Annotated in this window: 23 protein-coding genes; 15 read left to right on the top strand and 8 right to left on the bottom strand. The window is 50.2% G+C overall.

Going from position 1 to position 21,461, the window contains the following annotated elements; genetic code table 11:
- Nucleotides 1-228 precede the first annotated feature (228 nt).
- Both HV352_RS13405 and HV352_RS13400 read right to left on the bottom strand, forming a co-directional pair.
- Entirely contained in the window at nucleotides 229-495 is a 267-nt protein-coding gene (locus tag HV352_RS13405) for a hypothetical protein (RefSeq protein ID WP_047417991.1), read from the bottom strand.
- Nucleotides 496-576: 81 nt separating this feature from the next.
- The gene (locus HV352_RS13400) at nucleotides 577-2,055 is read right to left on the bottom strand and encodes a sensor domain-containing diguanylate cyclase (protein WP_228522529.1); all 1,479 of its coding nucleotides are present in this window, start codon (nucleotides 2,053-2,055) and stop codon (nucleotides 577-579) included.
- 256 nt (nucleotides 2,056-2,311) lie between these two features.
- On the opposite strand from HV352_RS13400, the gene HV352_RS13395 reads away from it, so the two are divergent.
- The 11 genes from HV352_RS13395 to HV352_RS13345 all read left to right on the top strand — a co-directional run bounded on the left by HV352_RS13395 (nucleotide 2,312) and on the right by HV352_RS13345 (nucleotide 10,789).
- Complete coding sequence (locus HV352_RS13395) at nucleotides 2,312-2,773, top strand: hypothetical protein (RefSeq protein ID WP_047417989.1); 462 nt, start codon at nucleotides 2,312-2,314, stop codon at nucleotides 2,771-2,773.
- 231 nt (nucleotides 2,774-3,004) lie between these two features.
- Entirely contained in the window at nucleotides 3,005-3,733 is a 729-nt protein-coding gene (locus tag HV352_RS13390) for a MerR family transcriptional regulator (protein WP_047417986.1), read from the top strand.
- 205 nt (nucleotides 3,734-3,938) lie between these two features.
- Entirely contained in the window at nucleotides 3,939-4,373 is a 435-nt protein-coding gene (locus tag HV352_RS13385; RefSeq protein WP_101699971.1) for a nuclear transport factor 2 family protein, read from the top strand.
- Nucleotides 4,370-5,089, top strand: coding sequence for an SDR family NAD(P)-dependent oxidoreductase (locus tag HV352_RS13380; protein ID WP_047417980.1), 720 nt, complete (start codon nucleotides 4,370-4,372; stop codon nucleotides 5,087-5,089). The genes HV352_RS13385 and HV352_RS13380 overlap by 4 nt, the downstream gene beginning before the upstream one ends.
- Complete coding sequence (locus HV352_RS13375) at nucleotides 5,086-6,342, top strand: FAD-dependent oxidoreductase (protein WP_101699972.1); 1,257 nt, start codon at nucleotides 5,086-5,088, stop codon at nucleotides 6,340-6,342. The genes HV352_RS13380 and HV352_RS13375 overlap by 4 nt, the downstream gene beginning before the upstream one ends.
- Before the next feature lies 1 nt (nucleotide 6,343).
- Entirely contained in the window at nucleotides 6,344-7,066 is a 723-nt protein-coding gene (locus HV352_RS13370; RefSeq protein WP_049281531.1) for a DUF1365 domain-containing protein, read from the top strand.
- On the top strand, nucleotides 7,063-8,283 hold the full coding sequence (locus HV352_RS13365; RefSeq protein ID WP_101699973.1) for a cyclopropane-fatty-acyl-phospholipid synthase family protein: 1,221 nt from the start codon (nucleotides 7,063-7,065) through the stop codon (nucleotides 8,281-8,283). Before HV352_RS13370 ends, HV352_RS13365 begins: the two co-directional genes overlap by 4 nt.
- Entirely contained in the window at nucleotides 8,280-8,765 is a 486-nt protein-coding gene (locus tag HV352_RS13360; protein ID WP_101699974.1) for a DUF2878 domain-containing protein, read from the top strand. Before HV352_RS13365 ends, HV352_RS13360 begins: the two co-directional genes overlap by 4 nt.
- Nucleotides 8,762-9,289, top strand: a complete 528-nt coding sequence (locus HV352_RS13355; protein WP_101699975.1) for a hypothetical protein — start codon at nucleotides 8,762-8,764, stop codon at nucleotides 9,287-9,289. The genes HV352_RS13360 and HV352_RS13355 overlap by 4 nt, the downstream gene beginning before the upstream one ends.
- Nucleotides 9,286-9,816, top strand: coding sequence for a DUF3833 domain-containing protein (locus tag HV352_RS13350; RefSeq protein ID WP_101699976.1), 531 nt, complete (start codon nucleotides 9,286-9,288; stop codon nucleotides 9,814-9,816). Before HV352_RS13355 ends, HV352_RS13350 begins: the two co-directional genes overlap by 4 nt.
- Before the next feature lie 13 nt (nucleotides 9,817-9,829).
- Complete coding sequence (locus HV352_RS13345) at nucleotides 9,830-10,789, top strand: DUF523 and DUF1722 domain-containing protein (protein WP_101699977.1); 960 nt, start codon at nucleotides 9,830-9,832, stop codon at nucleotides 10,787-10,789.
- A gap of 315 nt (nucleotides 10,790-11,104) precedes the next feature.
- Here HV352_RS13345 and HV352_RS13340 read toward each other — a convergent pair whose 3' ends face one another.
- The gene (locus HV352_RS13340) at nucleotides 11,105-11,773 is read right to left on the bottom strand and encodes an SOS response-associated peptidase (protein ID WP_101699978.1); all 669 of its coding nucleotides are present in this window, start codon (nucleotides 11,771-11,773) and stop codon (nucleotides 11,105-11,107) included.
- A 683-nt stretch (nucleotides 11,774-12,456) separates the two neighbouring features.
- On the opposite strand from HV352_RS13340, the gene HV352_RS13335 reads away from it, so the two are divergent.
- Nucleotides 12,457-13,287, top strand: coding sequence for a GIY-YIG nuclease family protein (locus HV352_RS13335; protein ID WP_016152777.1), 831 nt, complete (start codon nucleotides 12,457-12,459; stop codon nucleotides 13,285-13,287).
- 90 nt (nucleotides 13,288-13,377) lie between these two features.
- Nucleotides 13,378-14,019, top strand: a complete 642-nt coding sequence (pphA, locus tag HV352_RS13330) for a protein-serine/threonine phosphatase (protein ID WP_047358581.1) — start codon at nucleotides 13,378-13,380, stop codon at nucleotides 14,017-14,019.
- Here pphA and HV352_RS13325 read toward each other — a convergent pair whose 3' ends face one another.
- The 5 genes from HV352_RS13325 to yebS all read right to left on the bottom strand — a co-directional run bounded on the left by HV352_RS13325 (nucleotide 14,020) and on the right by yebS (nucleotide 20,041).
- Nucleotides 14,020-14,211, bottom strand: a complete 192-nt coding sequence (locus HV352_RS13325) for a YebW family protein (RefSeq protein ID WP_016152779.1) — start codon at nucleotides 14,209-14,211, stop codon at nucleotides 14,020-14,022.
- A gap of 102 nt (nucleotides 14,212-14,313) precedes the next feature.
- Nucleotides 14,314-14,550, bottom strand: a complete 237-nt coding sequence (locus tag HV352_RS13320; protein ID WP_029139506.1) for a YebV family protein — start codon at nucleotides 14,548-14,550, stop codon at nucleotides 14,314-14,316.
- A 100-nt stretch (nucleotides 14,551-14,650) separates the two neighbouring features.
- Complete coding sequence (gene rsmF, locus HV352_RS13315) at nucleotides 14,651-16,039, bottom strand: 16S rRNA (cytosine(1407)-C(5))-methyltransferase RsmF (protein WP_249415458.1); 1,389 nt, start codon at nucleotides 16,037-16,039, stop codon at nucleotides 14,651-14,653.
- Between the two features lie 116 nt (nucleotides 16,040-16,155).
- On the bottom strand, nucleotides 16,156-18,789 hold the full coding sequence (locus HV352_RS13310) for a PqiB family protein (protein WP_019076590.1): 2,634 nt from the start codon (nucleotides 18,787-18,789) through the stop codon (nucleotides 16,156-16,158).
- A complete protein-coding gene (gene yebS / locus HV352_RS13305; protein WP_016152782.1) occupies nucleotides 18,758-20,041 on the bottom strand; it encodes a membrane integrity lipid transport subunit YebS in 1,284 nt (427 codons plus the stop codon). The genes HV352_RS13310 and yebS overlap by 32 nt, the downstream gene beginning before the upstream one ends.
- A 128-nt stretch (nucleotides 20,042-20,169) precedes the next feature.
- Here yebS and HV352_RS13300 point away from each other — a divergent pair, with 128 nt between their 5' ends.
- Both HV352_RS13300 and proQ read left to right on the top strand, forming a co-directional pair.
- Nucleotides 20,170-20,667, top strand: coding sequence for a GAF domain-containing protein (locus HV352_RS13300; protein WP_104652112.1), 498 nt, complete (start codon nucleotides 20,170-20,172; stop codon nucleotides 20,665-20,667).
- A 96-nt stretch (nucleotides 20,668-20,763) separates the two neighbouring features.
- Nucleotides 20,764-21,450, top strand: a complete 687-nt coding sequence (proQ, locus tag HV352_RS13295) for an RNA chaperone ProQ (protein WP_003833781.1) — start codon at nucleotides 20,764-20,766, stop codon at nucleotides 21,448-21,450.
- Nucleotides 21,451-21,461 lie beyond the last annotated feature (11 nt).

Genomic DNA, 21,461 nt, shown 5'->3' with positions numbered 1-21,461 from the left:
GACCATATAGATATCTGATAGATATTTAATAAAGTCAATTTATTTTGATTTATAATATGGCAACAATTCTAATAAAAAAACCATGGTTGTGGGGCAAGCTATTGGGTTGTTGATAAGGAAAGGGCAAAGCATTCGCGTGAGGATGGGCGTCTGCTTTGTGCCAAGCGGACCTTGAGTGCTAATTATACTTTTGGAAACAGCAGCACAGGTTCTTACGCCATCACCAGATTATTTTTTCAATGGAAAAAGATGCAGGGTATTAGCTGCCAACGGGTATATCCCCAGCATTCGGGTTGACTCCTTCAGTTCTTCAAGGCTAGCGTTCTCCTGGGGCATACGGCCGCCCCAGATGGTTATGCCTTCCGACAGGTGCGCGGGGCGGCCTTGTTTCTCTTCACTGATTTCTATTGTTTCACCATTACTCAGTGTGATAATTAGAGATGCCACTTCCATAGGCTGGTTTTCTCCATTAACGTTCTTAAGTTCTACCTTCATCAAAATACTCCTGTAGCGAGTTTGTGAATGCTGCTCCATGCCTAGTAAGCACACTTACTGATAGCAAGAAAGACCACTAGATTAGTCCTGATGGTCTGCTAAATTGACTAATTTTACCTTATTTCGCCCAGACCTTTTAGCATCATAGAGTTTGGTGTCTGCCACTTTCAATAAATCATCAAAGGTAATAAGCTTCCCTTCTCTCGGATGGTATGTCACTGCACCAATACTGATCGTGACCGATCTTCTGAGCGAACTCAGTTTCTCAATGCTTTTCCTTAATCTTTCACAAGCCAAAAAACAGTCTTTTTCATCCGTTTCAGGGAAAAGCATGATAAATTCCTCACCGCCAAATCGTGCGACCTTATCTTGGCTTCGTAGGTTATGGCTAAGTTCTTTGGCGATATTCTTAAGTGCATAGTCACCTTCCTGGTGGCCATAGGAATCATTATATGATTTAAAAAAATCGATATCGGCAATGGCAATTGACACAGGTGCGGGATCTCGCGCAATTCTGGTCATTTCATTCTCAAACCAACGCATAAACTTTCGGCGATTCGCAATCTCTGTCAGGCTGTCTTCAGTAGCCATTCGCTCAAGCATAGTATTAATTTTGTGTAATTCTTCCTTTTGCTTTTTGAGCTCAATTTCCATCGTTTTACGCTCATTAATACTTTGTATCTGAGCAATATAATATTTGACTTCACCATTATCTTCGCGTACCAAAGAAACACTCAGAAGTATCCAGATATAATTCCCTGTTGCTGTCAGATATCTCTTTTCTAGTTGGTAGAAGGGAATTTCTCCTCGAGAAAGAGCATCTAATTGTTTTAAATCAGTGCTTAAATCATCGGGGTGGGTTATATTTTGAAAATTGATAGAAAGCAGATGGTCTTCAGTATATCCCAGCATACGGGTCAGTGAATTGTTGACTTTTTTCCATTGGCCAGAAGAGGCTACCAACGCCATCCCGATAGTTGAATTTTTAAAAATAGATTCGAGTATGTCATTGTTTTTTTGTAGTGCTGAAATAACAATTTCATTTTCACTGATTAATAAATTGATCTCGATTAACGAACCAATACCCTCAGCCATTAAACTAATGAATTCATAGTCATCCTCAGAGAATGATATGGATCTTATCTGAGTGGATGAGAAATTAATTGTACCCCACAATTTTTCCCTCACCCATATTGGCGCTGAGATATAACTCTCCAGCCTCATACCAATGTAGACCGGATGGGAATTAAAGTCAGGATGTGTTCCTGCATGTTCAACGCTTATTATTCTTCTTTCTCTGACCACTTGTTGACAATAAGTGTTTTTCAGTTCAAACACCATACCAGCTGAAATGTCTCCACTTGTTGGTGAAACCGCAAGTAGAGAGTAACGCTCACCCTCTATCTGACTAATAATACCAAGAGACAGGTCAAAGGCTTTTAATCCTTCATTCAGAATAGCCAGGTATTTATCTTCAGGAGAAGCATGTCTCTTGGCCAACGCCTCATAAAGGAAGTGAATTCGGTTGATATTAACGTTGTTTTCTTTCATTTTTAACATCGCATTATCTTTTCGTCTTTTTACGCATAAAAGAGGGTTGCTATTCGGCCTTGATTAGTTTTCTACATTGTACCGTAGCGACAGCAGCCGGTATTTGAATAACTATCTTGCTCATCGCCCCTTACTGCTTAAAAATTTATCAAAAAATCGAATGGTGACACTCTTTTTATAACAGGTATCTACGATCTTGACTAAGATTTTAGAAGGGCAGCTATGCGCTGCTTCTCATCTGGGCTTATCATCGTAAGGTCGCACTATGTGTACAAAAAGGGTAATTATTTGCCTGTCAGTAGCTTCTGTACTGTTCACATCCACTACATGGGCTATCAATAAAGATTATCGGCACAAACTTGAGCAGTCTGGTTGTACTCAGGTTTCTGAAGCGCAGGGTTGTGATATCAACAAATCTAAAGATGAAAATGCAAAAGCTGGTTTTGTTAATGAAAGCAGCGATACCACAACATCAGCAACCAGTCCTTATGCAGGTAAGTGGTTAGCTTTGAGTGATAGCGGTGTTACGGTTGCAAACATCAGTATTGATAAAAATGACAAAGTCATCGTCAATGGAAAGAGCGTACATGCCACAAAATCAGACGGTGTGCTGCAGTTCAAGCAGGGGATGGTGATTTATACTATCCAGGGAGATCGTCGGGTGAAAGGTGAGGATGTCTGGCGGGATACGGATGCCGGAACGCAGGGGAAAATCTTCAAAAAGTAAAAATATGTTCGGAACAATAGCTTGCAAGAAACCGTAAGGTTAATAGTTAAAACATATCAATTAGTTAGAATTGATCAACAAATTGCCTACTATTCTCAGATATTTTTTCTTAACGTCTCCCTGAAGGTGGTTGTATGGTATTTAGCAATCGTAAGGTAAGTAGTTTTCACTTATCTAATCCAACGTAGTTCGTAGTATATTAAGGGTATTCTTTGTTATCAGGTGTTCTGTATGTCCTATTCCATCGGTGAATTTGCGCGGCTTTGTGGAATAACCGCCACGACGTTGCGCGCCTGGCAACGTCGTTATGGACTTCTCAAACCACAGCGTACGGATGGTGGGCACCGGTTGTATAACGATGACGATATTCAGCAGGCGCTTAAAATTCTCGATTGGGTGAAAAAAGGCGTACCGATAAGCCAGGTAAAACCGCTGCTGGCCCGCCCTGGAGCCAAGCGAACAAATAACTGGCTCGCCCTGCAGGAGAGTATGCTGCAGCGGCTGAACGAAGGGAAAATTGAAACCCTGCGCCAGCTTATTTATGACGCAGGCCGCGAGTATCCTCGCCCTGAATTGGTGAGTGAGGTTTTGCGCCCTCTGCGAAGCCAAGTCTCAGCTAATGTGCCGGCTATAATGACGCTGCGTGAAATCCTCGATGGTATTATTATTTCTTACACCTCGTTTTGCCTGGAAGGGGATAAGCGTGCGCCGGGCGATAACTACCTGATTACCGGCTGGCATCTTACGGACCCCTGCGAGATCTGGCTTGAAGCGCTTTGCCGCACGGGACAGGGGCATCGCATTGATGTGCTTCCCGTACCGCCCGCGACGCTTGCTCCTGAGATTTTCCCCGAGCGCAAATGGTTGTTAGTGACCTCTGGTAAGCTCACCGCAGCGCGTAAAAAACAGATAGACCTCTGGCAACAGCAGGTTAATTTCCTCGATGTGATCCCGCTTTAATCCCCTGTGATTACCTTTCCTGTGTGTGTCGATTGGCCACTGTATTAGTGGCTGTTGGATAATTTAACTCAAAAAATTAAATTTTTAATTTATTGAATTAAATGAGTTTATAAAAAATCTCCAGCAAAAACTTGGACAAATTAAAGTGTTTGTGTAAGTTTTAATTATGCCGCGACGTCATGTGGTTCACTTAAGGGTAAGAGTTATGCGCGCACAGCCATCCGTTATCGACAGGTTTATGGATTACTACGCCAGTTTGGATCGCCAGCCCGTCCCCGCGCTTGCTGGGTTGTACGACGTGCATGCAGTACTTGTCGATCCCTTCGGGGAACATAACGGGCTGTTTGCCATCCAGCGCTATTTTTCGCACCTCCTGGGAAATGTAAACGCTTGCCGTTTTGCCATAGATCCTCCGCTATGTGAGAGCGGGCGGTTTGCCGTGACGTGGACCATGTACTGGTCGCATCCGCGCATTGCTGGCGGAGAAATACGATCTTTGCCGGGATGTTCAATGGTAGAGACGCATGGCGATAAGATTTTTCGCCAGCGAGATTACTACGACGCGGGTGAGATGCTTTATGAGCATCTGCCGCTGTTGGGCTGGGCCGTTCGCGGCGTTAAAAGGAGGGTGCGCGGATGATGACTGTCCTCATTACCGGTGCAAGCTCCGGGATTGGTGCCGGGCTTGCAAAGTCATGGGCCGATGACGGCTGTCAGGTGATTGCCTGCGGTCGCAATCCAGAAAGGCTGGAACAGCTGCGCCAATCCAATGCCAACATCACAGTACGCCTGTTCGATATGACAGACAGGGACGCCTGTCGCCAGGCGTTGGCGGACTGCAAACCCGAACTGGTTATTCTCTGTGCCGGGACCTGCGAATATCTCGACCAGGGCTGGATAGACGCCGAGAAGGTTGAACGGGTGATGGCGACGAATTATCTGGGTCCCATCAACTGCCTGGAAGCGCTTCAGTCGCAGTTAACCTCCGGTAGCCGCGTGGTGCTGGTCAGTTCGATGGCGCACTGGCTGCCGTTCCCAAGGGCAGAAGCCTATGGTGCGTCTAAAGCGGCGCTAACCTGGTTTGCTAATAGCTTGCGTCTGGACTGGGAGCCGAAAGGTGTCTCCGTGACCGTCGTGTCGCCAGGATTTGTCGATACCCCGCTTACCCGTAAAAACGATTTTGCCATGCCGGGTCAGGTGAGTGTTGATTCTGCGGTGAAGGCGATTCGCCGTGGCCTGGCGAAAGGAAAAAATCATATTGCCTTCCCGACAGGCTTTGGCGTGCTGCTACGTCTGTTGGCCGGGCTGCCTGAGAGTCTCCAGCGCGCGTTGCTGCGCAGGATGGTGCGTTCATGAAAATTGCTATCATTGGCAGTGGTATTGCCGGATTAACCTGCGCCTGGCGTCTGGCCGGACACCATCAGGTGACGCTGTTTGAAGCGGCGTCGACCCCTGGCGGCCATACTGCGACGGTGGATGTGGCGACCCCGCAGGGGAATTTCGTGATTGATAGCGGCTTTATTGTCTATAACGACCGAACCTATCCGCGTTTTATGGGCTTGCTGAGCGAACTCGGTATCCAGGGGCAAAAAACGCAGATGAGTTTTTCGGTGCATAATCCGCAAAGCGGTCTGGAGTACAGCGGTCATACGCTGACTTCTTTGTTCGCCCAGCGTCGGAACCTACTCAACCCTGCATTTTGGGGTATGTTGCAAGAGATTGTCCGTTTTAATCGTCTGGCGAAACAGGCATTAAATGAGGTCGATGCGAACGCGACGCTACAGACCTTCCTCGACCAGCACCACTTCAGCGCGTTCTTTGCGCGTCATTACATTCTGCCGATGGGCGCAGCCATCTGGTCATCTTCGCTTCAGGAGATGCGCCGTTTTCCGCTTCCGCTGTTCTTACGCTTCTTTGAGCACCATGGCCTGCTGGATATCCGGGATCGCCCGCAGTGGTACGTGGTGCCGGGCGGATCGCGGGAATACATCCGTGTCATATTGGCGAAGCTGGGCGATCGTCTGACATTGCACCTTAATGCCCCTGTTCAGCAGGTTATTCGCTACGACAGCGGCGTCAAAATCCAGTTGGCAGGATCGGTACAGACATTTGATCAGGTGATCTTCGCCTGTCATTCCTCGCAGGCATTGGCTTTGCTTGAAGATGCGACCCCCGCAGAACGCGACGTGCTGGGCGCAATTGGCTGGCAGCGTAACGAGGTGGTGTTGCATAGCGATCGCCGCTGGTTACCGGTACGCGAACGCGCGTGGGCAAGCTGGAATTACCGTCTGAGTGGACAAGATCGTGCCAGCGCCTGCGTCACCTATAACATGAATATACTCCAGGGCTTACCTGAAGGAAGCCCGCTATTTTGCGTGACCCTCAATCCAGACACTCCAATTGACGATCGATTCGTCTGGCGACGCTTTGTTTACGAGCATCCATTGTTTAACCCTGAAAGCTGGCGGGCGCAGGCTCGCCGCGCTGAGATCAACGGCCTGCATCGGAGCTGGTTCTGCGGTGCCTATTGGTTCAACGGTTTTCACGAAGATGGCGTACGCAGTGCACTGGACGTGGTGTACGGCATTGCTGCAGGAGAGGGGCGCTAAGATGAACAGTTGCCTGTATCAGGGCGTATTGCGTCATCGCCGCCTTCAGCCTACAACGCACCAGTTTACTTATCAGGTGTTTATGGCGTGGCTCGATCTGGATGAACTGGCGCAGCTTCCGGGCGTCGGCGTGAAACGTAATCGCTTTGCCGCGGCGGCTTTTCATGATGCGGATTACCCGCTGGGGACACCGTTAAAAGAGAACGTGTTGAATCAGCTTGCCCTCCTGACTGGCGAACGTCCCGAAGGTCGCGTGATGCTCCTGACGCAATTGCGCTATTTCGGCTTTCATTTTAACCCGGTCAATTTTTACTACTGCTATGACCACGCGCAAATCCTGCGCTGGGTACTGGCGGAGGTCCGCAATACGCCATGGAATGAGCGACATTACTACGCCGTAGATGCACAGGAAAAGCGTCCGCTGGAAAAAGCGTTCCATGTATCGCCATTTAACCCGATGGATATGGTCTATCACTGGCGATTTAACTCGCCGGTTAAAACGCTGCATATGCATATCGAAAACCACCAGGAAGAGAAGATTTTTGATGCCACCCTGATGCTCAAACGCGAGCCGTTGACGCAGGCGAATTTACGTACGTTGCTGCTACGACTGCCGTTGATGACGCTGAAAACGGTGTCAGCGATTTACTGGCAGGCGTTACGACTGTGGCTCAAGCGAGTCCCTCTCTACAACCATCCCGTGAGCAGGAGTGAACGATCATGACCGATCCCGTCTTTGCGCTTGAACCTGATATTCCGCGCAACCTGCGTGTGGCGCGTTGGCTTCTTTTCCGCGTGCTGAGCGGTCTTCGCCAGGGGGCAATCACGGTGCGGGAAGGGGAGCAGACTTTTCATTTTGGTGATGTTTCAGCTGAGTTACGCGCCGACGTACATATTCTCTCACCCACGGTGTACTGGCGGGTGCTGAAAGGCGGAAGTCTTGCGGCGGCTGAAGCCTGGATGGACGGAGAGTGGGAAACGCAACAGCTCACGCCGTTATTGCAAATATTTGCGCTTAACACCACCCTGCTGGGACGGCTGGAAAGCGGATTTCGCCTGCTTGGACGACCCGTCGAGCGTTTGCGTCACTGGACACGTCGCAACCATCGGCAACAGGCGAGAGAAAACATCGCCGCGCATTACGACCTCGGCAATGCGTTTTACGCGCACTTTCTTGATGAGGATTTACTCTATTCCAGTGCCTTGTTCACCTGCCCCGAGCAGTCGTTAGCGCAGGCTCAGCAGGCCAAAATGGCGCGGCTTTGCGAACAGCTGGCGCTCACCGCGAATGATCATCTGCTGGAAATCGGTACCGGCTGGGGAGCGATGGCGGAATACGCCGCGCGTCATTACGGCTGCCGGGTGACCACCACGACCCTGTCGCAGGAACAGTTCGCCTGGGCGAACGCGCGCATTGCCCGCGCAGGTTTACAGGACAGAGTCAATGTACTGCTGTGCGACTACCGCGACCTGACCGGGGAATTCGACAAACTGGTGTCGGTTGAAATGATCGAGGCGGTGGGTCAGCGTTATCTGCCGACGTTTTTCCGCACCTGTCAGGCGCGCCTGCGCCCTGGAGGGAAAATGGCGATTCAGGCCATTACCATTCAGGATCAGCGCTATCGCGATTACAGCAAAGGCGTGGATTTTATTCAGCGTTATATCTTTCCGGGAGGCTTTTTACCCAGTATCACCGCGATGAGCGGTCTGATGACAAAGCACACCGACTTTGTGGTTCGCAATCTGTTCGATATGGGGCCTGACTACGCCCGGACGCTTGCGCACTGGCGACAACGATTTGTTCACGCCTGGCATGATATTGAAAAGCTGGGCTTTGATGAGCGTTTTCGTCGCATGTGGCTGTATTACTTCGGCTACTGCGAAGCCGGTTTTAATGCGCGCACTATCAGTGTGGTGCAACTGACGGTGGAACGTCTATGAACCGCCATTTACAGGTCTTTATCCTGGCTGTCGGGTTCGATTTGTACTGGCTCATGGTGGTGTTATTACGTGAGCGCGGCCTGGTGTTATGGCTTGGGCTGGCTATTCTGGCCTGCTTCTTGCTGCCGCCTGCACAACGTCTGTACGCGTTAATGCTGGCAGCAGCGGGCAGTAGTCTGGATGCGCTGTGGGCGTTGACGGGGTTGATCGATTTTCACGGTGAAGCATTGTTACCGTTATGGATGGTCGCGCTCTGGCTCATGTTCGCCGCCCTGTGGACGCACCTTACCTGCTCGACCACTTTGCCGGGATGGCTGCTGGCAATCATGGCCACCGGTGGTGGCCCGGTCGCCTATGTGATAGGAGAGCGTTTGGGGTCTATTACTTTTCTGGAACCGGCATTTATCGTTGTCGGTTTAATGGCGGCGGGCTGGCTGGTGTTGATGCTGTTTTTTCATATTTTCATGGGGAAACGCCAATGAAACCTGCCTTACTGATACTGCTGGGCGTCATGGCGATTGCGCCGTTTGCAGGGGCTACAGACTGGTTAAGCTGGCATAAAGTCGGCGATGCAACGCTCACCTGGGGGCCATTCACGATCTATACCTCACAACTGCGCACGCCGGATGGGCGTTATCGCGGGCTGAAAGAGGAGCAGGCGCTGATTATCACCTATCAGCGCAAAATTGAACGGCAAGAACTGGTGGATGCCACCCGCGATCAGTGGCGAGCGCAGGGGATTCTGGCGCGGGAAGCGCAGAGCGAGTCCTGGCTTCGCATGTTGGGTGAGCTATGGCCAGACGTCGCGCCGGGTACGCAACTGGCTTTTGTATTGCAAGATAAGCAGGGGCAGTTCTGGTATCGCATGTCAGCGACACAAAGGCAATTTATCCCGCTTGGCCCACCGCAGTCGGCGGCGTTCAGCGAAAACTTTCTCGCTGTCTGGCTGGGTTCCCGCACGCAATATCCTGAGCTGCGTCAGCAGCTTACTGGAGGTGAAAAATGAAACGTTTATTGACCCTGAGCCTGCCCTTGCTGATGCAACTGGCTGGTTGTAGCGCTGAAATTGCCGACTATCGACAACAACAGCCGACGCTGGATATCTTTCAGTATTTTCAGGGAGAAACGCAAGCATGGGGGATGGTTCAGGACCGCAGCGGTAAACAGCTTCGTCGCTTCCACGTCGACATTAACGGCGATGTGGTGGGAGACACATTGACCCTCAACGAACGCTTTGTGTACGACGATGGCGAGAAACAGCAGCGTGTGTGGCATATCCGTAAAGTCAGCGCCGATCGTTACGAAGGCACCGCCGGCGACATTGAAGGTGTTGCGAAGGGACAGGCGGCGGGCAACGCGTTCAACTGGCATTACAGCATGAATGTGAAAGCCAGCGGCAGAACCTGGTTGCTAAATTTTGATGACTGGATGTACCTGCAGGATGCCAATCATCTGTTTAATAAAACTGAGATGAAGAAATTTGGCGTCACCGTCGGCACGGTGACACTCTTCTTCTCCCGTAAAACGCACTAGCGAGGAAGACGCAATGAAAATGCAACCCATCGTTGGGATCAGCGGCTGTTTAACGGGGTCTGCCGTCCGCTTTGACGGCGGGCATAAGCGGGCGCAGTTTGTGATGGACAGGCTGGCACAGTGGGTGACATTCCGGCCCATTTGCCCGGAGATGGCGATTGGCTTGCCTGTCCCAAGACCGGCGTTGCGCCTGGTACAAACGGCTGTCGGCGATATTCGCATGCGATTTAGCCACGCACCTCACGAAGACGTGACCGACAAAATGGCTGACTTTTGCCAGCGGTATCTGGCCGGGTTGGACACTCTGTCCGGGTTTATCGTCTGCGCCAAATCACCCAGTTGTGGTATGGAACGCGTGCGCTTATATGACGAGAAAGGCAATCGCGGGCGCAAAGACGGGGTGGGACTGTTTACCGCCACGCTTATGGAGAAATATCCGTGGCTACCGGTAGAAGAGGACGGGCGGCTGCACGATCCGGTCCTGCGCGAAAACTTCGTCGAAAGGGTTTTCGCGCTACATGAGCTAAATATGCTGCGCAAAAATGGCCTGACGCGTCGGGCTCTACTGGATTTTCATAGCCGTTATAAATTGCAATTGCTGGCTCACCATCAGGCCGGATACCGGGAAATTGGCCCATTCGTCGCATCACTGCATGAATGGGAGGATCTGGAAGCTTTCTTTGCGGTCTACCGGGATAAATTAATGACGCTTCTGAAGAAACCCGCCTCACGTAAAAACCACACTAACGTGCTGATGCACATTCAGGGATATTTCCGTAATCAGTTAACAATGCGTCAGCGCGGCGAGTTGCGCGAGGTGATCCTTAATTACCGCGCAGGACTACTGCCCATACTGGCTCCTATGACGCTGCTGAAACATTATCTGGCGGAATACCCGGACGGTTATCTGCTGACGCAGAATTACTTTGATCCCTACCCGCAAGATTTAGCATTGCGACTGACTGTTAATTGATCATATTTGATTAAAAGAAGCGGGCAGAATAACAATTTATGTAATGTTCAAAATCTTTAATTTCCGCTAATTGCTCATAGTGGATTGCAGCGACTGTAAAATCTGTACCATCGAGGTTTGCCAGTAATGGTAGCGTGTTGAATGTGCCGGCGTGAAAAACTTGGATTCTTGGTGAAAACTCTCCCCAAAACAAAAAACATAGCTCGGATAATCAATGAGTTGAAAAAGGTAGATATGGTACATTTTGCAAAATGTAAACATTATAATTTAATATTTATTATAGTGTTATGAGAGTTGTGGCGATGTAATGCTGCGTTACATTGGCAGGATTAACTGGGCACCTTGATTTTTCACATTTCCAACGGCACTCGTTACGGCATGCCATATAAATTTATCAGCCGGAACGGAACCGTCAGCCGCAATTTCCGCAGCTTCTTTTCCTCCAATGTCCTGCCTCATCCATTCGCGAGCGGCTTCTGGTGACAGTACCAGCGGCCGCCTGTCGTGAATATCTACCAGTCCTTTGTCAGCTGCAGCTGTAACTATCAGGAAACCTTCTGCTTCATCTCCTCGATCGAATGGCGTGCTGCCAATCGCCGCCATAAATATCGGCTGTCCGTCGGCCCGATGAATGAAGTAAGGCTGCTTCGTGTCACCTTCCTTTTTCCATTCGTACCAGCCATCAGCAAAGCAAATTGCACGACCGTGCTGCCAGAGCGGTTTAAACATTCTGCTGGTGGCCGCAGTTTCAGATCGAGCATTAATTAGCGGTGGCTTATCCCACCACCCAGGGGCATATCCCCAAATGACAGGGTCAAGGTGCAGTTGCTCATCACGTTCGCTCAGAAGCAGGACTTTGGTGCCAGGCGCTACGTTGAATCTTCCGATGGGTTCCGGGTCATATGGAATGTCTAGTTCGGCTTCTTCAGCGAGCAGGGCAAGATAGTCCTCTCGTGTCATTGACTGTGAAAAACGGCCACACATAGAAACCTCCAGCCATATGTCAGACTGAAAGTATAGGGCAGGAAGAAAAAGTGGTGCGCCCGGTAATGATTTAAAAGGAATTTGTAAGGTAAATCGAAATGATGGTTTTGTGAATTGATGAATTCTTAAAAATGGATGGGCGCTCGTTGAAAGCGATCCCGAATTTTTCCCGACGACGCCACGAAACCAATAGCAACTGATTGATCTTGAACGGGTGCAATAGTAAGTATCAGGAGGTGTTTTTTAGTGGGCTTTTTATGCTAACCTATTGAAGTTTATAGGTTATTGCGTTTTGAGTTGTAAACAGGAATCGTATTCGGTCTCTTTTTGTGTACTTTATAAACCAAAAGGTTAGAATGCACGGTGCCAAAACACACGAAATTCTTTGTGCGGCATTTTATGCCTGCTACAACAATCTAAACATTTTTGCCCCCATATCCAAGTACTTTTCTGTCATTTTTCACTTTGGTCTTGGACTCGGTGCTATCTGCATCCCTTTATGCAAATGTTCTCGTAACGTGGCAGATGGATATGATTTAAATGTTGTACTATTGAAAATGACAGTATATTAATTTTTTCATAGCCATGGGGATATCGGATAAAGTTAATTGGTAATAATCTAAGGATTATGATTTGTTATGAACGGGTTATAGCGATAAAATTATTAAAGATGGAATGGATATATGAATGACTCAGATGGTTATGTTTATATTTTAAAGAATGATGCCTATCAGGATAATCTTTTTAAGATAGGGTTTACAAAGAACATGCCTGAGCATCGGGCTAAGCAATTGTTTAATGGAGTGACCGGTGTTCCACTACCATTCGATGTTGTTATGGCATGTAAAGTAGGAAATTATCGGGAAGCAGAAAAGAATATTCATCTTCGCTTAAAACCTTATAGAGTAAACCATAGAAGAGAGTTTTTTGAACTACCAATAGAAATTTGCAGTAAGGTAGTTCTAGATGAATGTAATAAGATAAATGCACGACTTAATTTCAATTGTATTAATCCTATAATATTGGTGGAAAAGAAAGAGATCGCTATTGAAATTGAAAAGTATCATGAGTCTAACTTTTTGATATCTATGAAAGATATACTTATGCAAGAAAAATATAATTCTAAATTAAATAGCGAGCAAAAAGATAGAATCGAAATATTGATGCTTGTATTAGCTGAGGTGTTCCCTAACGATCTTGTGGGTTGGTATGATGGATTTATGAAAGACCATGATCCGGAAAAAGAAATACAAATTTGGGAATCGTTAGTTAAGGCTTTTTGTAAAGCCAAGCGTTATTATGAATTCAATGCATATAAACAAGAAGTTTTTAATAGCCTGCTTCTACGGACCATTAATGATAAATCGTTTGTCATGAAAGCTATGGCTTCATCGGAGGTTCCTCATGACTTACTTTCACGAATACTTGACTGTTACGATTTAAAGCCAACACCACTTGTCGTTATTACAGCGAATGGGATTAAAATGGATGCCCGATTACATATCCATAAATAATTATGTCTCGGATATAAATAGAAACGTCCCCGCCTTTCTGATGTATTTGCTAAAATTAAAGTTGCATGAGAACTGTGTACAGGAGGTCAAATGGGACTGCCTGACAATGCTTATCAAAGAGTGGAAGCGACGCGCTGGCGACATGTTTGGGTGGTCGGGGATATCCACGGTTGCTTCTCATTATTGATGGCGAAATTGCGCCTGTGTCATTTTGATCCGTGGCAGGACCTGCTGGTTTCAGTGGGGGATGTTATCGACCGCGGACCTGACAGTTTGCGTTGCCTGAAACTACTGCGTAAACGCTGGATTATCGCGGTCAGAGGGAATCATGAACAGATGGGGCTGGACGCGCTGGCAACCGGGGAGCAATTCCTGTGGTTTATGAATGGCGGTTCGTGGTTTGCGCAGGCGGAGCAGCCAGCGGCGACAACCGCTCTTGAAACGTGTCGGCAATTACCCTGGATTCTGGAGCTGCGTTGCCAGAACGGCATACACGTTATTGCTCACGCAGATTACCCTGATGATAATTATCAGTGGCAAAAAGAGGTCGATTTACAGCGGGTACTGTGGGATCGCACAAGGCTGATGAATAAAGGCAACGGCATTCGCGGCGCGGATCACTTTTGGTTTGGCCATACGCCTCTGCGTCAGCGGCTGGATCACGAGAATCTGCACTATATTGATACCGGTGCGGTGTTTGGTGGCGAGTTGACGCTGGTGCAACTGCAATAATCAAAAATCGCTGTATTCCTGGGCCGGACGCCAGAAGCTGTCGATGTAGTCATCCGCGGGTAAACATCCGCCGTTACGAATACGCTGATCGTCCATCGATATCAGGCACTGCTGCTCAGTTTTGTAGACATCAACAACGATATCTTCACAACCGCCACCCAGGTAGCACACAAAAAGAACCAGCGTGAACATTCCATCCTCAAATGGTAAAGCCATACCTGTAGTGTAGAAGATGTTGATAGATGAGGGAAATTAACCAAGAAATAACCCGTCTGGCGACGGGTTCTTTTTGAATCAGGCAAGGCGCATGATCCAGGCATCTGACTTACGATCGTAGTGCTCGCGAAATAGAACTGAATGTTCTCCGTTAAGAAGGGCCGGGACGCTGGTGTCGGCATCCCAGGCATCAAGTTGCATGCATAAATCCGGATCGGATTTACACGGAATGGTTAACGTTCGGTCCCCTGGCGATTCGCCATGTAACTCGGCGTCGTCGATTTCAAAAGCGCCAATGCGCACACTGGTTTTCATCATCGTGCTCTCCGTTTATTTGCTGGTTGTGGTACGACCAGTTAGGCCGTCCATTTTTCAGCGTAGTCAACGTTAGCAAAAGCGCCAGTAAAAACGTGCGTTATCCTGTAAAGAGTTTGCCATCCCGGACAAGATCGCGCGGGTAGCTATTCTTTAATCGCGATCCAATACGTTTCGCCAGGCCAATCGGCTGATGCTGGAACGTAACCAGCACATCGTCGGTGGTCGGTGCGGTCTGCGGGTAGACATCCCGTCCGCGGTACCACTCTTCGGCTTCGGCAAGGGTCAGTTCAAACGCATGGCTGTGATTTGTGCTGGCGAGAGCAATGATGGCTTCATGCTGCCAGCGGTACCCTTTATTGTGCGTTTCAGCGAGTTTGATGCCGAGTCGGGAAAAGCGGACTTTGCCGATCAGGGGTTCAATCTCGGTTGGGAATAGCCAAATCTCTTTATCACGCTGCCACAGGCGCAGAGTGTCTTCCCACTGCAATCCACAGGCGTTAGCGGCCTGAGTGACAAGCGCGGATTCACGTCCTTTAAGCGGGCTGAACGGGAAGTTACCGACTTTGTATTTTGGCGTCAGTAGTGCAGGGATCGCGGCGGTTTTGCGCAGACGCGCGACGAAAAAACCTTCACAATCGTAGATCTGCGGGAACACATGCAGGAATCCTTCCGGGGTCAGGGCGCGTTCAGCCTCAGGGAATAAATCGCCCAGTGGTAAAAACTCGACGGCGTCCGGGTAGGTCTCAATCAACCACTGCATAATGTCTTCATTTTCGTCACGGTTCAGCGTGCAGGTCGAGTAAACCAACGTGCCGCCGGGACGCAAGGCATGAAAGGCGCTGTCGAGAAGTTCGCGCTGGGTTGCGGCAATTTCCAGATTACTTTCTGGCGACCAGTTTTTTAGCGCATCGGGATCTTTACGCACCACGCCTTCACCGGAACACGGCGCGTCCAGCAAAATGGCATCGAAGGCTTCTGGCAACGCTGCGCCAAATACCCGCCCGTCAAAATGGGTTAGCGCGACATTGGCTATCCCGCATCGGCTGATATTGGCATGCAGGACTTTGACGCGACTGGCGGAAAACTCATTTGCCAGAATCGCGCCCTGATTTTTCATTTTTGCGGCAATTTGCGTGGTTTTGGAGCCGGGGGCTGCCGCGACATCCATCACGCGATCCGGGGTATTGCCATCGGCAAACAGCGCGGCGACCGGCAGCATTGAGCTGGCTTCCTGAATATAAAACAGGCCGCTTAAATGTTCCGCGGTACTGCCGAGCGGTACTGACTTTTCATCATCGCGTTCGATCCAGAAACCTTCAGCGCACCAGGGTATCGGAGTGAGCGACCAGTTGTAAGGTGCTGTCAGAGTGAGGAAGTCGGCAACGGAGATTTTCAGCGTATTGACGCGGATGCTGCGACGAAGCGGACGCTGGCAGGCAGCGAGAAAATCATCAAATGAGAGCGTGGAAGGCATTGCTTCACGCATTTGGTTTAGAAAGGCGTCGGGAAAATAAGCCACTTGGTACCACCGGCAAAAAAACAGGTGCGCAGTGTAGCATAAGTGCTCCGGCGCGAGTATGTACGCCGGAGCAAGGGGAGAGATTAACGTGGCAGGGCGGTTCCCCATTCACGCCACTCTTTTGGTTCGCTTTCGAGCAGCAGGAAGTGTTTACCTGCCTGCGCTTTCGGGGCCAGCGGCGTACCCGGTGGCGTAGCGAAGGCGATTCCACCGCGAATGAACTGATTGAAGGTACCGGTCTTCACGACGCCGCCGGTCAAACCAAAGTCGAGATTGTATCCTGATGCCAGCCAGAACACGGAGTTGTTCCGCACCAGATGCTGATAGCGCTGGCTAATGCGCATCGCCACCATCACGCGGTCAGAAAGCGAGCCCAGCGTCAGCCCGGTGACGGTCCCCACTTCAATGCCTCTGAACAGGACTGGCGTACCGATATTCAGCGAACCTGCTTCCGGCGCTTCTACCACAATACTCAGACCATCGAGGTAACGAGAGTCGGTAATGGTGGCTTCCTGCAGTTCAAAATCACGGCGCGGGTTACCGCGTCCTGGTTCAACGTTAATATACGGCTGTAAGATCGTATCCAGATGCTCGACGCCTGCCGCTGAGATTTGCGGTGTGATCACGGAGAAGCGGGTACCGCTACGGGCAAAAGTCTGCACGTATTCCGGATACAGAACCGCTTTTGCCTGAACTTCGTTACGGGCGGTGATCAGCTCAAGCGTCTGGATCTGGCCGATATCGATCCCCAGGTAGCGAATTGGCATGCCGGCCGCGAGTTTACCGGCATCGAACGCGTGCAGGGTTATCTGCCCGCCCACTGCACGTGCAGCGGTTTCGGAAGCATACAGAATACGCTTGTCGCCTTTGCGTTGGCTGGCGCTGGCGCCGCTGAGGTTATCGAAGCTAATCGCCCCTTTGAGCGCTCGTGACAGAGGAGATGCCTGTACGGTCAATCCGCTACCGTTAAGCTGAACCTTTGCCCCGCCTTCGGCCCAGAATACGCTGTTGCTGGTCAGCAGGTTGCGATATTCCGGTTTGATATGCAGATCGATATCAAACGCATCGGCGCGTGGGCGAACGCTAATCACTTCACCGACCTCGAATTTGCGGTATAACACCACCGAACCGGCCTGCACATCAGGCAGCGTTTCGGCGCTCAGGCTGAGCGTGGTAGTTGGCAGATCGCTCAGGCTGTTTTCAATCGCTTTTTCCAGGTTGGCATACAGCGGGTAGCTTTTTTTCATTTCACCCTTGGTACCGGGCAAAATACGAATGCCGCCGCTGAGCCATTCGCTGGCGCTGGCGCCAAGGAATTCCACGCCATCAAGCCCGACCTTGACGTCAACCCGGCTGTTGACCACAAACTTACTGTCACCTTGCACCAGAGCGCGATGCTGTGGTTCGATGGCAACGGTAAATGAAACACCTTTGCCAGAGAGCGTGCGATCAATCACCTGACCGACCTGTACGCCGTGGAGAATCAGCGGCTGACCGGCATCAATACCGTAACTCTCCGGCGCGGTCAGCGTAAGCGTCATGACGCCCGGATCGTGTAACAACGACTTCTCAGCAGGAATAACCGCAAACTGGTTACGCGGCTCGCCCTCGCCAGGTACCAGCTCGAAAGTTTTGCCCGTCAGTAGCGAACTGATATTGGCATCGTTTAACGATAATTTAGGGCTGTGTAATTCAATCCGCGTATTGTCGCGCAGCAGCGTTACGACGCTGGGATCGACCGTCATTTCGCCGGTCACTTTACCGCCTGGATTTAAATCCAGTTTGGTCAGTTGCCCGACTTCTAATCCTTGATACATCAGCGACGTTGAGCCGGCCTTGAGTCCATCGCCGCTGGGTAAATCAAGCTTGACGATCACTCCCCGCTGGCTGTGCGCGAGATCCTGATACAAACCAAACGTGTCATCGGCCACCGCGGGTTTAGAGTCTTCGGGCGAATCAAAAGCAATGGCGCCATTGACCAGCGCCGCCAGACTCTCCAGCTTGATTTTCGCTCCGCTGAGGCTGACATCCGCATTCACACCGGACACGTTCCAGAAACGGCTGCCTTTTTTCACCAGGTTGGTAAAGCGACGTTCGATCAGCACGTCGATGGTTACGCCCTGATGATTTGGGTTGATGGTGTAGTCATACACCCGGCCCACCGGAATCTTGCGGAAATAAACCAGCGAACCGCTATTGAGCGACCCGAGGTCAGGGGCCCGCAGGTGCAGCATCAAATCGCCATTATCCAGACGATATTTGGGCTGCGTATCGAGGGCGACGAAATGATCTTCCGGCTCGCCGGTTCCGGGCATCATGCCGATATAGTTGCCGCCAACCAACGCATCCAGGCCAGAAACCCCCGCCAGCGACGCTTTCGGCGTGACCAACCAGAACTGGGTATCTTTGCGCAGAGCATCTTTCATGGTCGATTTGATGCTGACGCGCACTTCAATTTTGCGTAGATCTTCGCTGAGGTTGATATCCTGCACGGTGCCCACTTCAACGCCCTGATAGCGAACGGGAGTACGGCCCGGCACAATGCCGTCAGCAGACATAAAGTCAATGGTTACGGTATTGCCGCGATCTTCATAGCTTCCCCAGATAAGCCATCCTGCAATCATCAGCGCGATGAAAGGCAGCAGCCAGAACGGAGAGATACGGCGTTTAGTTTTAATCTGCGCTTCAGTCTGCGAAGCGGGCGTTTCCTGACTCATGTGCATCCCAAAGTAAGCGGCTGTCCAGCCATTCCACAGCAAGAATAGTCAATATTACCGCTGCGCCGAAATAAAACGCAGCTGGCCCCATAGTAAAAGCAAGTATCTGATCGCGATTAATCAGCGACATGGTTAAAGCGATAACAAAGAGATCCAGCATCGACCAGCGACCAATCCAGGTCACCATACGCAGCAGTTTGATGCGGGTACGCAATCCTTGCTCACATCTAAAATGGATGCTGATGAGCAACGTAAACATCACAATCACTTTGGTGAATGGCACCAGAATACTGGCGATAAAAACAATCGCCGCTACGCCAACGTTGCTGTTCGCCAGGGACATTATGCCTGACAGGATCGTGTCTTCCTGGCGGCCGCCATTGACATAAATTACCGAGATGGGCAGCAGATTAGCAGGCAAAAGCAGGACGATCGAGGCTAGCAGAGCAGCCCAACATTTTTGGATACTTTGATTCCTGCGCCAGCGCAACGGGATATGACAGCGAGGGCAGCGACCTCGGGCGTCCGGATAACCTGTAAAGTGGCAGCCGAGGCAGACGCGAAGTTTTTCATCGGGCCGACGGGCTGGTCTTTGCGGGTAGAAACGGTCCCAAAGCTGCTCAACGTTAAGGTGCGACAGCGTCAAAACACTGAGGATCACCAGCGCAATAAAAGCAAACAGACCTACACCGGGTTGCAAAAAAGCATAGTCCTGAACTTTGATTGATGCGACGCCAATGCCCACCAGATAGATATCAAGCATCACCCACTCTTTGAGCCTTTCCAGCATCAGCAGCACTGGGCGCAGGTTCATCCCAAGAATATTGCCAAACCACAGATAAGCGATTGAGGTCACGAGAATGATGGGCGCACCGGCAACGCAAAAGAGTACGAAGGATGCGGTGAGTGGGTCGCCTTGTCGGGTCATTTGCCAGATGCCTTGCAGCACATTGGCGTCAATGCGCACACCTAATAAATAGATGTGCAGGAGCGGTTCTCCCCAGGCAAAGGGCATCAACAGCAGCATGGTGAAAGCCATAGCCGCCAGTCGTGTTAATGACCAGTCGCGTCCGTCACGAATTTTTGCCTGACAGCGTGGGCAAAATGCACTTTGATGCGAACGCATTTTAGGCAAGCTAAAGATCAGGTCACATTCAGGGCAACGATGGTAATGCGCACGAGGGAGGGCATCACCAATGGACCTGATGGCTATTTTTTTAGTCGGCGTGATGCGTGGTGTCGTTAAGGCCATGTATCGCGAATCAAATTGTTGAAGTAATGTTATCTTAACTCATGACGGGAATGATCTTGAGCATTAACGCATTTAATGTTTATTTTAGTAGGCTGCAGCTTTAAGTAAGACAACTAAGTGATTACATAATGAACAAAACAGAGCTATACACGGATCTGAACCGTGACTTTCAGGCATTAATGGCAGGTGAAACCAGTTTTCTGGCAACGCTGGCAAATACCAGCGCGTTGTTGTTCGAACGTCTTGCAGAAGTGAACTGGGCCGGTTTTTATCTGCTCGAAAACGATATGCTGGTGCTGGGACCTTTCCAGGGAAAAATCGCCTGCGTGCGGATCCCGGTAGGACGCGGGGTGTGTGGGACCGCAGTAGCGCAGAACCAGGTTCAGCGCATTGAGGACGTTCATGCTTTTGACGGACACATCGCATGTGATGCCGCCAGCAACGCTGAAATCGTCCTGCCAATCACCGTCGAAAATCAGATAATCGGCGTGCTGGATATCGATAGCACGGCGTTTGGCCGCTTTACTGACGAGGATGAACAGGGGCTGCGAACGCTGGTGGCACAGCTTGAAACCGTGCTTGCAACGACGGATTACAAAAAATTCTTTGCGCGCGTCGCAGGATAATCAACGGATAACGTAGCAATTACTGATGACGTCATTATAATGTCGCCTGTTCATGCCTGCGCTTGTTGGCTACGTCCGTTGTAATCAGGAAATTTCATGGAAAATCAACCTAAGTTGAATAGCAGTAAAGAAGTCATCGCGTTTCTGGCCGAACGCTTCCCGCAGTGTTTTAGTGCGGAAGGCGAAGCGCGCCCACTGAAAATTGGCATTTTTCAGGATCTGGTAGAGCGTGTTGAGGGCGAAATGAACCTCAGCAAGACGCAGCTCCGCTCTGCCTTACGTCTCTATACTTCAAGCTGGCGCTATCTGTATGGCGTTAAATTGGGCGCAACGCGTGTTGATCTCGACGGCAACCCTTGTGGTGAGCTGGATGAGCAGCACGTTGAACATGCTCGCAAACAGCTGGAAGAAGCTAAAGCCCGCGTTCAGGCGCAACGTGCAGAGCAACAGGCGAAAAAACGCGAAGCAGCCGCTGCTGCCGGTGAAAAAGAAGACGCACCGCGTCGCGAGCGTAAGCCGCGTCCTGCACCGCGTCGTAAAGAAGGCGCTGAGCGTAAACCTCGCGCTGAGAAACCAGCAGCAAAAGCACCGCGTGCTCCTCGTGAAGAACAGCATACCCCGGTATCTGATATTTCAGTACTGACGGTAGGGCAGTCTCTGAAGGTGAAAGCAGGTAATAATGCGATGGATGCCACCGTATTAGAAATCACCAAAGATGGCGTCCGTGTACAGCTGAATTCGGGTATGTCTTTGATTGTACGCGCAGAACACCTGGTGTTCTGAAACGGAGGCCA

The organism is Citrobacter sp. RHBSTW-01044, from assembly GCF_013781945.1.
GTDB classification, from domain to species: Bacteria; Pseudomonadota; Gammaproteobacteria; order Enterobacterales; family Enterobacteriaceae; genus Citrobacter; species Citrobacter braakii.
This window is presented reverse-complemented; position numbering and strand designations above follow the sequence as displayed.